At 61.5% G+C, this 13,379-nt stretch carries 9 protein-coding genes; 6 read left to right on the forward strand and 3 right to left on the reverse strand.

Going from position 1 to position 13,379, the window contains the following annotated elements; translation table 11 throughout:
• Positions 1–15: 15 nt before the first annotated feature.
• The 3 genes from OOZ52_RS02275 to OOZ52_RS02285 form a co-directional block, all read right to left on the reverse strand.
• The gene (locus OOZ52_RS02275) at positions 16–2,421 is read right to left on the reverse strand and encodes a prolyl oligopeptidase family serine peptidase (protein ID WP_274696854.1); all 2,406 of its coding nucleotides are present in this window, start codon (positions 2,419–2,421) and stop codon (positions 16–18) included.
• A 70-nt stretch (positions 2,422–2,491) separates the two neighbouring features.
• Positions 2,492–5,974 (reverse strand): transcription-repair coupling factor, encoded by a 3,483-nt coding sequence (mfd, locus tag OOZ52_RS02280; RefSeq protein ID WP_274696855.1) that lies wholly within the window; start codon positions 5,972–5,974, stop codon positions 2,492–2,494.
• A gap of 76 nt (positions 5,975–6,050) precedes the next feature.
• Positions 6,051–6,320, reverse strand: a complete 270-nt coding sequence (locus OOZ52_RS02285; protein ID WP_274696856.1) for an FAD assembly factor SdhE — start codon at positions 6,318–6,320, stop codon at positions 6,051–6,053.
• 46 nt (positions 6,321–6,366) lie between these two features.
• Between OOZ52_RS02285 and recG the strand changes: the two genes are divergently transcribed.
• The 6 genes from recG to OOZ52_RS02315 all read left to right on the forward strand — a co-directional run bounded on the left by recG (position 6,367) and on the right by OOZ52_RS02315 (position 13,354).
• Positions 6,367–8,436, forward strand: coding sequence for an ATP-dependent DNA helicase RecG (gene recG, locus OOZ52_RS02290; protein ID WP_274696857.1), 2,070 nt, complete (start codon positions 6,367–6,369; stop codon positions 8,434–8,436).
• 55 nt (positions 8,437–8,491) lie between these two features.
• The gene (locus tag OOZ52_RS02295) at positions 8,492–10,258 is read left to right on the forward strand and encodes a DUF885 domain-containing protein (protein ID WP_274696858.1); all 1,767 of its coding nucleotides are present in this window, start codon (positions 8,492–8,494) and stop codon (positions 10,256–10,258) included.
• Positions 10,259–10,519: 261 nt separating this feature from the next.
• Positions 10,520–11,761 carry a lipoprotein-releasing ABC transporter permease subunit gene (locus tag OOZ52_RS02300; RefSeq protein WP_274696859.1) on the forward strand — a complete coding sequence of 414 codons (1,242 nt, stop codon included), beginning with the start codon at positions 10,520–10,522 and terminating at the stop codon, positions 11,759–11,761.
• Positions 11,754–12,428, forward strand: coding sequence for an ABC transporter ATP-binding protein (locus tag OOZ52_RS02305; protein WP_274696860.1), 675 nt, complete (start codon positions 11,754–11,756; stop codon positions 12,426–12,428). Before OOZ52_RS02300 ends, OOZ52_RS02305 begins: the two co-directional genes overlap by 8 nt.
• Before the next feature lie 11 nt (positions 12,429–12,439).
• Positions 12,440–12,964 (forward strand): hypothetical protein, encoded by a 525-nt coding sequence (locus tag OOZ52_RS02310; protein WP_274696861.1) that lies wholly within the window; start codon positions 12,440–12,442, stop codon positions 12,962–12,964.
• A gap of 48 nt (positions 12,965–13,012) precedes the next feature.
• On the forward strand, positions 13,013–13,354 hold the full coding sequence (locus OOZ52_RS02315; protein WP_274696862.1) for a hypothetical protein: 342 nt from the start codon (positions 13,013–13,015) through the stop codon (positions 13,352–13,354).
• Positions 13,355–13,379 lie beyond the last annotated feature (25 nt).

The following is a 13,379-nucleotide window of genomic DNA, read 5'->3' on the forward strand; positions in this document are numbered from 1 at the left end:
ACGTTTCGAAAGACTTTATTCCGCAGGTGCCTCCGCATCGCGGACGTGTGTGCCGAACCAGTCGATCATTTCGGCGAGCGTATGCAGCACGCTTTCGCGGCCGCGATAGCCGTGGCTTTCGTGTGGCAGCATCACCAGACGCGCGGTGCCACCGGTTCCGCGGATCGCAGCAAACATGCGCTCTGACTGCTGCGGGAAAGTGCCCGAATTGTTGTCGTTATCACCGTGGATCAGCAGCATCGGCTCGTTGATCTGGTCGGCTGCCATGAAGGGGGAGAGCATGTAATATGTCTCCGGTGTTTCCCAGAAAATGCGGCGTTCCGACTGGAAGCCGAACGGTGTGAGCGTACGGTTGTAGGCCCCCGAACGTGCGATACCGGCGCGGAAGATGTCGCTTTGTGCAAGCAGGTGTGCGGTCATGAAGGCGCCATAGGAATGGCCGCCGACACCGACGCGGTAGCCGTCACCAAAGCCGCGTTCGACCGAGAAATCGACCGCAGCCTGGGCGCTGGAGACGATCTGCTCGATGAAAGTATCGTTTACCGTTTCAGGGTCGTCGCCGATCACCGGCATCGCCGCATTGTCCAGCACCGCATAGCCCTGCGTCAGGAAGAACAGGTGCGAATAGCCACCGATGCGGGTGAAGCGGTAGGGGCTATCACGGTTCTGCGAGGCTGTTGCCGCATTGTTGAATTCACGCGGGTATGCCCACACGACCAGCGGCAGTCTGTCGCCTTCCTGATAGTCTGGCGGCAGGTAGAGCGTTGCGGTGAGTTCGGTTCCGTCAGCGCGGGTGTAGGTCACGAGTTCGCGGCTGATGCCGGTTAGTTCGGGGTGCGGATCGGGGAAGTCGGTGAGCGCGGTCACCGTGTCGCCATCGCGAAGACGGAAATTCCCCGGATTGGTCGGGCTCTGGAAATAGGTGATAAAACTGCTTCCGTCGGCGTCCAGCACGGCCGAAATGCTTTCCAGCTCCTCGGTATTGTTCCGCCAGATCTCTTCGGTTTCCAGCGTGCCGAGGTCAAACCGCCGCAGGAAGGGCCGCAAGCCCTCCGGCGTAGCGCCCGAGCCGGAAAGGAGCAGTGTGCTGCCATCGAAGCGCGCGACGCCGAAGCCGGCATCGGTGGTGGTCATCACCGGCGAGCCCGGATCACCATAAGCGTCCTGGACATTGCGCAGGATCAGCTCGCGCGAGCCGTTTCCACCCGTCACATCGATTTGTGAAATGCGCAGTTCGCGGCTGTCGCGGTCATAATCGTAGGCAAGCACGTCGTCCGTGCCTTCCATCCCCATGAAGCCGGAAAAGCGATCCTCGAATGTCGCGATCTGCGTCGGCTCTCCGGTGAAGGGAGCAGTAAGGCCGAACATTGCATCGCGCACATCGGTCTCGACGCGCGGATCGCCGCCGTCCTGGGCTTCCGCCCAGACGAGCAACGCAGGCTCGGTCGGATGCCAGATGATGCTGCGGCGACCTGTTGGCACCCCTTGCACGGGCAAGTTATCCGCCAGCGGTTGCTCCGCAACTGTCGTGATTGCATTGCCCGATGCGTCCGTCACTACAGACGTCAGCGGGAAGCGCGAGTAAGGCACCTGATAGCTGTATGGCTGCTCGAGATATTCGGACAGGATATACTCCCCGTTCGGCGAAGCAGCGAAGTAGGTGTACATGCGCGGCTCGCCCAGCACTTCGCGCGTGCCGCTGTCCAGATCAAACGCGACAGGCTGGCTGGTGCCCATCCATGTGAACATCGCCTCGTCATGCGGATCTTCGAGCAGGTCCTGATAGGTGCGCGTCTGCGCCTCTTCACCGCCGCTCGCGTCCTGGATGGCAGGGCCAGCAGGGGTGAGCGACTCTTGCGGCATCGGCCCGCGGTTCTCTGGGATCACGAGTGCCAGCAGGCGCCCGTCTGGCATCCAGCGCGGCCCCTGGAAGATCGGGTTGATCCCGCGTTCAAGCACCGTAGTCGCATTACCCGTCGCGGTGTCGAGCACCATCAGCGCCATGCCGTCTGCATAGGTGTTGGTGAAAGCAACGCGCGAGCCATCAGGCGACCAGGCGAGGTCTGACACGTCCGCCTCTGCCGGCAACGCTACGCGTCGCTCGTTCGCGCCGTCCACATCGCGAACGACCATGCCGACAAAGGCGCGCGTGCCATGCCGATCGTTGATTGAGCTATCGAGCCGCAGACCCGCCAGCTTCTCCATCGGTCGCGCGAGATCCGCCACCGGCGGCAGGCTCTCGCGCTCCAGCAGCAGCATCACGTCACCATCGGGCGATACCGAAACCGCAGGCGAGGGCGGGCGCGTAACGATATCGGTAATCTCTGCGGGTGGCTCCTGATACCCGTCCTGCGCAAAGGCAGGCGTGGCGAGTGGCACGGCAAGAGCAATGCCGATAGCGGTGGTGAGCAAATAGCGCATGGGTGAGTCCTCTCCTTTGGCGCGGAGTAAATCGCGAAAGGAGAGGAAATACAACCCGCTGCTTTGGGCTCTATGCCGCTTTCTTCTTCGCCCGCTTCACAATGCCCGAGAGGCCCTTGGTGAGCTGGAACAATCCGTTCAAGCGGCTTTCTGGATCGCCCCACGCACGGTTGATCACCAGCTTCATGTCGGGCCGCAACTTTGCGGTACCTTTCAAGCGATCGACATAGGCGATCAGACCGACCGGGTCGGGGAAGTCATCCCTGTGGAAGGTGACAAGTGTGCCGCGCGCGCCCACTTCGATCTTGGCGATGTTAGCCTCGACAGCCTGCCCCTTGATCGTGATCAGGCGCAGCAGGTTCTTGGTCGGTTGCGGTAGCTCGCCAAAGCGGTCGATCATTTCGGCGGCAAGACTCTCGATTTCTGCCTCGCCATCGGCCTGGTTGAGGCGGCGGTATAGCGCCATGCGCACTGCCAAGTCCGGCACGTACTCTTCTGGGATCATGATCGGCGCATCGACGGTGATTTGCGGGCTGAGGCCGGTCGAATCCGCCTCAAGCCCCGCATCGCCAGCCTTGGCCGCCATGATCGCGTCCTCCAACATCGACTGATACAATTCGAACCCGACTTCGCGGATATGGCCGCTCTGTTCGTCACCCAACAGGTTGCCCGCACCGCGAATGTCGAGATCGTGGCTGGCAAGCTGGAAGCCCGCACCAAGACTATCGAGATCGCCGAGCACCTTGAGTCGCTTTTCGGCGACTTCGCTCAGCTGACTGTCTGCTGGTGTCGTAAGGTAAGCATAGGCACGGATCTTGGACCGTCCCACGCGCCCGCGCAGCTGGTAAAGCTGGGCAAGGCCGAAGCGGTCCGCGCGGTGGATAATGATGGTATTGGCGGAAGGCAGATCGAGGCCGCTTTCGACGATGGTCGTGCTTAGCAGCACCTCGTATTTGCCCTCGTAGAAGGCGCTCATCCGCTCTTCGATTTCACCTGCGCTCATCTGCCCGTGGGCAAAGACGAATTTCACTTCCGGCACATATTCGCGCAGCCACTCGATGACCGGCTCCATGTCCGAAATGCGCGGCACGACGATAAAGCTCTGCCCGCCGCGGTGGTGTTCGCGCAGCAGCGCCTCGCGCACCACCATGTCGTCCCATTCCATCACATAAGTGCGCACCGCGAGGCGATCGACGGGCGGCGTCTTGATCGTTGAAAGTTCGCGCAGGCCCGTCATCGCCATTTGCAGCGTGCGTGGGATTGGCGTTGCGGTGAGCGTCAGCACATGCACGTCGGCGCGAAGCTGCTTCAGCTTTTCCTTGTGGGTGACGCCAAAGCGCTGCTCCTCGTCCACGATCACCAGACCAAGGTTCTTGAACTGCGTGTTCTTGCTGAGGATGGCATGGGTGCCGATCACGATATCGATATCGCCGCTTTCGAGCCCTTCGCGTGTTTCCTTCATCTCGTTCTGAGGCACAAGGCGGGAGAGGCGACCGATTTTGAGCGGGAAGCCGGCGAAACGCTCGGTGAAGTTCTGGAAGTGCTGGCGTGCGAGCAAGGTAGTGGGGGCGACCATTGCCACCTGCTGGCCATTCATTGCTGCGACAAAGGCAGCCCGCAGGGCAACCTCGGTCTTGCCGAATCCGACATCGCCGCAGACGAGCCGGTCCATCGGGCGGCCGCTTTCCAGATCGCGCAGCACGTCGGCAATTGCGGCTTCCTGATCCTCGGTTTCCTCGTATTGGAAGCGGTCGAGGAACTGGTTGTAGCTCGCTTCGTCCGCCGTCAGCACCGGGGCCTTGCGCAGGGCACGGGCGGCGGCGACTTTCATAAGCTCGCCTGCAATGGCACGGATACGCTCTTTCAACTTCGCGCGGCGCTTCTGCCATGCTTCGCCGCCGAGCCGATCCAGCGGGACGGTCTCTTCGGACGAGCCATAGCGGCTGAGGACCTCGAGGTTCTCCACCGGGATGTAGAGTTTATCGCCGCCCCGGTACTCCAGCATCACGCAGTCATGCTTGCTCTTGCCGACCGAAATCGGCTCCAACCCGATGTATTTGCCGATCCCGTGATCCACGTGGACGACCAGATCGCCGCGCGCCAATGCCTGCAGTTCTGCGAGGAAGGCGTCGGCATCCTTCTTGCGCTTCTTGCGGCGGACAAGGCGATCGCCCAGCAGGTCCTGCTCGGTGATTAGCTCCAGCTCGTCATTGGCGAAACCGGTGTCGAGCGGTAGCACCATTGCAGTGGGCTTGCCTTTGGCGGAGGACCCGAGGGCTTCCTGCCAAGTGTCGGCGGTGTCGATTTTGGTGCCAGCTTCCTCGATTATCGAGGTGATGCGACTCAGCGAGCCCTTGGTGTAGGCTGCCAGAAGTGGTCGCTTGCCCGCTTTGCCCAGAGGGGTGAAATGCTTCGCCACCGCCTCATAGACATTGGTGTTCTGCGATCGCTCGGGCGTAAAATCGCGCGCGGACTTGAAGCCGAAGTCGAGCACCGTGTCGCTCTCCGGCTCGGCGAAGATCGAGGCGCGGTGGATGGGCTTGGCGGTCAGCGCGTCCTTGAACTCGCCCTCGGTCAGGTAGAGTGTTTCGGGATCGATCGGACGATAGCTGCCGCGCGATTGCCCAGCCACTTCGCTGCGCTGCTTGCGATAGTCGGCGATGTCGGAAAGGCGCTCTTCCACCGCAGTCATTGCGCCTGCATCGATCACATAGACCGCATCCTTGCCCAAGTGATCGAACAACGTCGCCATCCGGTCCTCGAACATGGGCAGCCAGTGTTCCATGCCCGCGAGGCGTCGCCCGTCGCTCACAGCTTCGTAGAGCGGGTCCTGTGTGGCATCGGCACCAAAAGTCTCGCGATAGCGGCTGCGGAAGCGCTTGATGCTGTCTTCGTCGAGCAGCGCCTCGCTCGCCGGGAGTAGCAAATGGCTGTCCATCGTCGTGGTGGTGCGCTGAGTGCTGGGATCGAACAGGCGCAGGCTCTCCAGCTCATCCCCGAAGAAATCGAGCCGCAGCCCGCCTTCCAGCCCACTTGGATAAATATCGACGATGGAGCCGCGCATCGCGAACTCGCCGGTGTCCACCACCGTATCAACGCGGGTGTAGCCCTGCTTACGCAGCAGGTTCGCGAGGCTCTTATGCCCGATGCTCACGCCGGGTTTGAACTCGCGCACCGCTTCGCGAATGCGGAAAGGGGTGAGGACGCGCTGGAGCAGGGCATTGACCGTGGTGACGACCAGCTGGCTGCCCGGCTTGGTCGTCTGCATCCGGTGGAGTGCTGCCAGGCGCGCCGCGCTGACCGACATGGCCGGGCTTGCACGGTCATATGGCAGGCAGTCCCACGCGGGGAATTCGATCACTTCCAGCTCGGGCGCGAAGAAATGCGCTGCATCCACCGTGGCCCGCATCGCCGCATCATCAGGCGCGATAAACACCGCTGGAGCCTTCGCCGCGCGCGCGATGTCGGCCATCACCAACGGCTGCGCCCCGCGCGCAACCTGGGCGAGGGTGAGCGGCTGTTCGGCTTTCAGGATACGGGCAATATCGGGCATCGTGGACTCAACTGTTGCACACGCAAAGAAGCCCCCAGCTCATTCGAGATGGGGGTGCGGCTGTGTTTCGTGTGGTCTAAATGCGCACGTAATCGAGCTTTAGCAAGGCATCCATTTGGGCGCCCTGCATTTCCGCCGGCACTTCCTGTGTACCCATGGTCCATGCAAGCACGTCCGGGTCCTCAAAGGTCAGCAGCTTTTCGAACCACGCGAGTTCCTCTTCGGACCAGTCGGCATGATAGGTGTCGAAGAAGCAGCCGAAGGTATAGTCCGCTTCCCGCGTGCCGCGATGCCATGCGCGGAATTTGGCCTTGGCGAGACGTGTTGAAAGGTCGGTGGAAGTCATGCGGTGCCTCCTACCGCCGCGCGGCACGATGGGCTAGAGGCAATCCATGCGCCCCGATGCTCTCAACCCCCTGTTTGCCGAGATCGAAACGCTCGATGGTGTCGGTCCGAAGCTGAAGAAGCCGCTGGAGCGCCTTGGTCTTAGCCGGGTGCGGGACGTTCTTTACCACTTGCCCGAACGCTTCGTGACGCGGCGGGCGGTTAAGGATCTCGATGAAGCGGGCGTGGGAGAGCAGATCCTCGTTCCACTTACCGTTGTCGAGCATCGATCCCCTCGCAATCCGGGCCGCGGACCGTACAGGGTGCTGGCGCAGGATGTGCTCGGCAATATCTGCGCGCTGACCTATTTCGGGCGGGCGAGTTACACCGCGAAGAAGCAATTGCCGGTGGGTGAGACACGCTGGGTCGCGGGGCGGCTCGACCAGTACGACCAGACTTTGCAGATCGTGCATCCCGATCATGTTGCGGAGAAAAGCGCCGATGCGATGGGAAAGATGGTGGAGCCGATTTACCGCCTTGCCGAGGGGCTGACCCAGCCGCGTATTGGCAGTTTTGCCGAGCAGAGCATTTCCAAGGCGCCCGAACTGCCCGAATGGATCGAGCCAAAGACCTTCGACCGCGAAGGCTGGCCCAGCTGGCGCGATGCGATTGCGCTCGCGCACAAAGGCGAAAACGGCAAGGCGCGAGATCGTCTCGCTTATGACGAGTTGTTCGCCAATGCCCTCGCGCTGATGCTGGTGCGCCAGCAGAACCGTGCGCGCAAAGGGCAGGCCTTGCAAGGTGACGGACACTTGCGGGACAAGCTGCAACTGCCGTTTCCGCTGACCGGAGCGCAACGGCGCTCGATAGACGAGATTACGGGCGACATGGCGCAGCCGAGCCCGATGCTCCGCTTGCTGCAGGGCGATGTTGGTGCGGGCAAGACCGTGGTGGCACTCGAGGCGATGCTGGCGGCTGTGGAGGCGGGGGCGCAGGCCGCGCTGCTCGCGCCCACCGAACTGCTCGCACGACAGCATTTCGAGACTCTGCGCGCGATGGCCAAACCCACCGGCGTCGAGATCGCCATCCTGACGGGCCGCGACAAGGGCAAGGCACGCGAGTCTATCCTGATGGGACTGCTCGACGGGAGCATCCAGATTGTCGTCGGCACCCATGCGATTTTTCAGGATACGGTGAGCTACAAGAACCTCGGCCTGGTGGTGATCGACGAGCAGCACCGCTTTGGTGTCTCGCAGCGGCTGATGCTGGCGCAAAAGGGCAAGGTCACTCCGCACACGCTGGCGATGACGGCAACCCCTATTCCGCGCACTCTGGTGCTCGCCAATCACGGGGAGATGGAGGTCAGCCGCCTCGATGAAATGCCGCCCGGTCGCCAACCGATCGACACCCGCGTCCTGCCGCTCGAGCGCCTCGACGAGATTGTCTCTGCCGTCGGTCGCCACGTTGAAAGCGGCCAGCAAGCCTACTGGGCCTGCCCGATGGTGCGCGACAGCGAAAGCATGGCCGACGATATCGCCGCCGCCGAAGCACGGTATGCGGCTTTGCGAGAGCGGTTTGGTGATGCGGTGGTGATGGTTCACGGCCAGCTCACGCCCGAACTGAAGGACGCCGCGATGGCCGATTTCGCTTCGGGCAAAGCCAAGCTCTTGGTGGCAACCACGGTGATCGAAGTCGGTGTCGATGTGCCCAACGCCACGCTGATGGTGATCGAACAGGCCGAACGCTTCGGTCTCGCCCAGCTCCACCAGCTGCGCGGACGCGTGGGGCGGGGCAGCGAGAAATCGACTTGCCTCCTTCTGCGAGGCAACGAACTCAGCGAAACCGGCAAGCAACGCCTCGCCCTGATGCGCGAGAGCCAGGACGGCTTCTACCTCGCCGAGGAAGACCTGCGCCTGCGTGGCGGCGGCGAACTGCTCGGAACGCGCCAATCGGGCGAGGAGGGCTTTAACATCGCCAGCCTCGAACAGGTCACCAAATATATCGACATGGCCAATGCCGATGCAAAGCTGCTGGTCGAGCAGGAAGGTGGTTTAGATAGCGCACGTGGCGAAGCCGCGCGGCTCGTGCTGTACCTGCTCGAACGCGATTGGGGGGTTCAGACCCTACGGGGTGGGTAGACTTCCCCGCCAACAGGCCTAGTCTCCCGCGAAACCAGATTCCGGGAGAGACCACATGATCCGCACATTCCTCGCCGCATCGGCGCTTTCGCTTACGCTCGCCGCGCAACCGGTGTTTGCGCAGGATGCCGAAGCCGAGTTCGTCGAGCTGCGGGAGGATGTATGGCAGGACGCGCTCGACCAGTCGCCATGGCTGTCCGAAGGGGTGGGGGACCGTCGTAACGATGGCTCGCTGGGGGATCCCTCGATGGAAGCCTATGATGCGGCGATTGCGCAATCGCGTGAATTTCAGGCGCGGTTGCAGGCTATTGACGTCGATGACCTGCCCGAAAGCCTGCGGATCGATTATGCGCTGCTGGAGCGGAGCTTTCGTGACGGACTGGAATCTGCCGAGCACGATCACAGCCGCTACATCACCTTCACCAACCGTGGCGGACCGCAAGGAGCCATCGCCGGCCTTGCCTATTCCAGTCCTCTCTTCACCGTCGCGGACTATGACAGCTATCTGACACGCCTTGAATCATTCCCTGCATATATTCAGACCTTTATCGCGCGAAGTGAAGGTGCAATCGAGCGTGGCCTGACGCAGCCTTGCGAGCCGATGCAGGGTTATGAAAACTCGATCACAGGGTTTATCACCGATACGCCCGAGGAGTCGGTCTGGTGGCAGGCGTTTGGCGAGCGTCCGGCAACAATTTCGGAAGCCGACTGGAACAATATCGTCGCGCGCGGACGCACCGCCATTACCGATGGCGCATTCGTCGGCCTCGATGCCTTTCGCGATTTCTACTTGCAGGACTTTGCTCCGGCTTGCCGCACTGACGAAGCGCCGGGCATCGGCGGAACCCCGGGTGGCGATGCCTATTACGCCTACCGCGTTCGCAGTTTTAGCACGACAGACATGACCCCGATGGAGGTGCACGAGCTCGGCCTGTCCGAAGTTGCGCGCATCCGCGCAGAGATGGAGGAGGTTGCGGCCGAAGCCGGTTTCGACACGCGCGAGGCGTTTATCGAGCACCTGCGAACCGATCCGCAATATTACCCCGAGGACGAAGAAAGCTATCTCGAGCACACGCGCGCTCTCGCCAAGGAAATCGATGGCTGGATGCCGCGCCTGTTCGGTCGCTTGCCGCGCTTGCCCTATACGGTTGAGCCAATTCCGGCGGCGGTCGCTCCTGGAAATACCACCGCCTATTACGAGCGCGGCTCGATGGCGACGGGACAGGCGGGTATCTATCGCCTCAACCTGACCGAGCTGGACCAGCGCCCGCTGTGGGAACTGCCCGCGCTGGGTGTGCATGAGGCAGTGCCAGGCCATCACCACCAGATCGCGCTTCAGCAGGAGCTCGATATGCACCCGCTGCGCGCCAATAGCAGCTTCTTCACGGCCTTCGTCGAGGGCTGGGGGCTGTACTCGGAGCGTCTCGGTATCGAAATGGGACTGTACGATACGCCTGCCAAGGAAATGGGGCGCCTAAGCTACGAAATGTGGCGCGCGACGCGGCTTGTCGTCGATACCGGCATTCATGCAATGGGTTGGACGCGGCAGGAGGCGGTCGACTACATGCTCGACAATACCGCGCTGTCAGAGGGCAATATCAATGCCGAGGTCAATCGCTACATCACCTGGCCGGGGCAAGCGGTGGCTTACAAGATCGGTGAACTGAAGATCCGCGAACTGCGCACACGTGCGGAAGAGGCGCTGGGTGCGGACTTCGATCTGCGTGACTTCCACGACACCGTGCTGGAAAATGGTGCAGTCCCGCTCAATGTTCTGGAAGCGCATGTCGACCGGTGGATCGCCGCGCAGCTGGAGGAATAGGCTTTCCTACACATCGGCGCCCATTGCATGTCAGGCACATGATACTTTTTGTGTCCAAAATGCTGTTGATGTGTGTGTTTCTTGGTTCTTGGAAGAGGCGGGAATTTTGCTCCAGGACAGTGTAACAGGTGTAACAGGTTCGCCCCTGAACAAGTGTCACGATGGCGGGAAAAGCGCCATTGGGGCTTGCGGTTACGCTTCATCGCAGCGAAAGGAGAGCGTACCTAACGCAGCCAAGACGCAATCCGGAAAGTCGCCTCTGTGATCCTCTCTCCATTCGAATGGTCCATCGCCAAACGCTACATGCTGCCCGGGCGCAGCGAAGCGGTGATTGCGCTGGTGGCGGGTATCTCGATCACAGTGGTCGCGCTTTCGGTCGCCATGCTGGTGATCGTGATGAGCGTGATGAACGGCTTTCGCGGAGAGCTGATCGACAAGATCACCAACCTCAACGGCCATGCCGTGGTGCAGGCATACGGTGGACGTCTGGACAACTGGGAAGAGGTGCTCGCCGATATTGAGGATACGCCGCGCGTCACCGAAGCTTCGCCGCTGATCGAGCAGCCATTGCTCGCCAGCTTCAACGGGCGCGCCGAAGCCGTTTTCGTGCGAGGCAACACGATGGAAGACATCGAGGGGCTGCAGAACCAGGTGGTCGCAGGCGATCTCTCCAGCATCCAGCCCGGCTCGGACAATGTGATGATCGGGTCGGCGTTGCAGCAGAACCTCGGCCTGCGTCTCGGTGACACGATCACCATCATCAATCCACAGGGGCGCACCACGCCATTCGGCACGGTCCCCCGGCAGATAGGCTATACCGTTACTGCGATCTTCTCGGTCGGACTGATCGACTTTGACGAGCGCTTCGTAGTGATGCCGATCCCGACTGCGCAAACACTGACAATGACGGGCGATTCCATCAGCATGATCGAAGTGCAGGTGGAAGACCCTGACGAGGTAAACGAGATACTTGCCCCCGTGGTCGAGGAGCTGGAAGGGCGCGCAGTCGTCTCGAGCTGGCAGACCATGAACGCCTCGCTGTTCGAAGCCTTGCAAGTCGAACGCGTGGCCATGTTCTTCGCGCTTTCAATCATTGTGCTGGTGGCAGCCTTCAACATCCTCTCTTCGCTGGTGATGCTGGTTCGCAGCAAGACGCGCGACATCGCGATCGTCCGCACAATGGGCGCAACACGGCGGAGCCTGATGAAGATCTTTGTGACGACGGGGAGTGTGATCGGCGTGCTGGGTACGGGGGTCGGATTGGCGCTCGGCTTCCTGGTTCTGTACTTCCGCAACGGCATTGTGACCGGCATCAGTTCGCTATTCGGTGTCGAGCTATGGGACCCCAATGTGCGGTTCCTAACCGAGATGCCTTCGCGCACCGATCCGATGGAAGTGCTGATGATCGCCTGTATGGCGATGGGCCTCAGCTTCCTTGCGACGCTCTATCCGGCCTATCGCGCCTCGAATACCGATCCGGTGGAGGTGCTGCGTTATGAGTAATCCTGTCGTTCGCCTTGCAGGCCTTGCCCGTAGCTTCGAACAGGGCGGTGTCACTATCGAAGTGCTGCGCGGTGTCGATCTGGAGGTCGCGCCGGGAGAGATTGTCGCGCTGCTCGGCCCCTCCGGCTCGGGCAAGTCGACCATGTTGCAGGCTGTGGGACTGCTCGAAGGTGGTTTCTCCGGCACGATCGAGATTGCTGGGCAAGACGCCAGTTCGCTGGGTTCGGCTGAGCGCACGACGCTGCGCCGCGATCACCTTGGTTTCGTCTACCAGTTCCACCACCTGCTGCCCGACTTCACGGCGCTGGAGAATGTGGTGCTGCCGCAGCTGTTGCTGGACGTGAAGCGCGCGGATGCAGAGGAACGAGCCAGACAGCTGTTGGAGGCACTCGGTCTCTCGCACCGGCTAAGCCACCGTCCAAGCAAGCTTTCGGGCGGTGAGCAACAGCGTGTGGCCGTCGCCCGTGCGCTCGCCAACAAGCCGCAACTCGTGCTGGCGGATGAGCCGACCGGCAATCTCGACGAGAAGACGAGCGAGCGCGTGCTCGGCGAGTTTCTGGAACTTGTCCGCGGGCAGGGCAGTGCCGCACTGGTCGCCACCCACAATGAGCGACTGGCCGCGCGGATGGACCGTGTGGTAAGGCTGCATGAGGGACGGATCGAATAGGGGATTTGCCGATGGCACTCGTCACAACCGCGCTCGCCACGCTTCTACTGATTCAGGACGCGCAGGAAGCTCAGCCCGCTCCCACTCCGCCGCCGCCTTGTAGCGGTGAAGAGTTCAGGGCTTTCGACTTCTGGGTAGGCGAATGGGACGTATCGCCCAACGGTTCTGACCAGCAAGTTGCGACAAGCAAGATCGAAAGTGTGAGCAATGGCTGCGCCATTCGCGAAACGTGGATGCCTTTGAACGGCGGCGGAGGAACAAGTACTACCGCACTCGATCCGCGCAGTGGCGTGTGGCACCAGCAATGGATCGGCGCGCAGCCCGGAGAAGTGCACTTCCATGGTGGCCTCGTGGATGGGGCTATGATCCTCACCGGATATTGGGGTCGTAATCAGGCAGGGCAGCCCAATTTGGTCCGGATGACCTATACGGTGCAGGAAGACGGAGCCGTGCGCCAGCATGGGCAGGCGAGCACCGACCACGGCCTCACATGGAGTGACAGCTTCGACCTGATCTATCGTCCGCGTGAAGAGTAACCGCCACGCAGGCCAAAGCGAAGTGGCTCGTCAAAAGGAGATACTCGCATGATCGAGGCAATTTCAGACTGGTTCCTGTCGCTCGGCGAGACTTACGGCGTCAATCCGTGGATCTTCGGCGCAATCTATGTCGGTGCAATCCCGTTCTTTATCGCTAGCGTTGGCTGGATCGTGAAGAACGCCCGCTCAGGCGAATCGACCGTTCTGCCGACGATGCTGGCAGGCTTCTTCTTCGTCTCGGCCTACATTTACCTCGCTATCGCCGGTCGAAATATCCCGATCTGGGTGTGGATCTTCCTCGCTGTGCTGATCGTGTATGGCGCGGTTTCGCAAGTTCGCCAGACGCGCAAGAAAATCGCCGAGGCCAAGGGAGACATTGACGTGGAATAACCACCGGGTTTTCCCCAGCGTGGCT

The sequence above is a fragment of the Aurantiacibacter sp. D1-12 genome (genome assembly GCF_028858515.1).
Classification (GTDB): Bacteria; Pseudomonadota; Alphaproteobacteria; order Sphingomonadales; family Sphingomonadaceae; genus Alteraurantiacibacter.

Excerpts from the sequence above, each read along its gene's own strand:
- OOZ52_RS02305 (WP_274696860.1), top strand. The coding sequence starts at position 11,754 with ATGAGTAATCCTGTCGTTCGCCTTGCAGGCCTTGCCCGTAGCTTCGAA.
- recG (WP_274696857.1), top strand. The coding sequence starts at position 6,367 with ATGCGCCCCGATGCTCTCAACCCCCTGTTTGCCGAGATCGAAACGCTC.
- OOZ52_RS02275 (WP_274696854.1), bottom strand. The coding sequence starts at position 2,421 with ATGCGCTATTTGCTCACCACCGCTATCGGCATTGCTCTTGCCGTGCCA.
- mfd (WP_274696855.1), bottom strand. The coding sequence starts at position 5,974 with ATGCCCGATATTGCCCGTATCCTGAAAGCCGAACAGCCGCTCACCCTC.
- OOZ52_RS02310 (WP_274696861.1), top strand. The coding sequence starts at position 12,440 with ATGGCACTCGTCACAACCGCGCTCGCCACGCTTCTACTGATTCAGGAC.
- OOZ52_RS02295 (WP_274696858.1), top strand. The coding sequence starts at position 8,492 with ATGATCCGCACATTCCTCGCCGCATCGGCGCTTTCGCTTACGCTCGCC.
- OOZ52_RS02315 (WP_274696862.1), top strand. The coding sequence starts at position 13,013 with ATGATCGAGGCAATTTCAGACTGGTTCCTGTCGCTCGGCGAGACTTAC.
- OOZ52_RS02285 (WP_274696856.1), bottom strand. The coding sequence starts at position 6,320 with ATGACTTCCACCGACCTTTCAACACGTCTCGCCAAGGCCAAATTCCGC.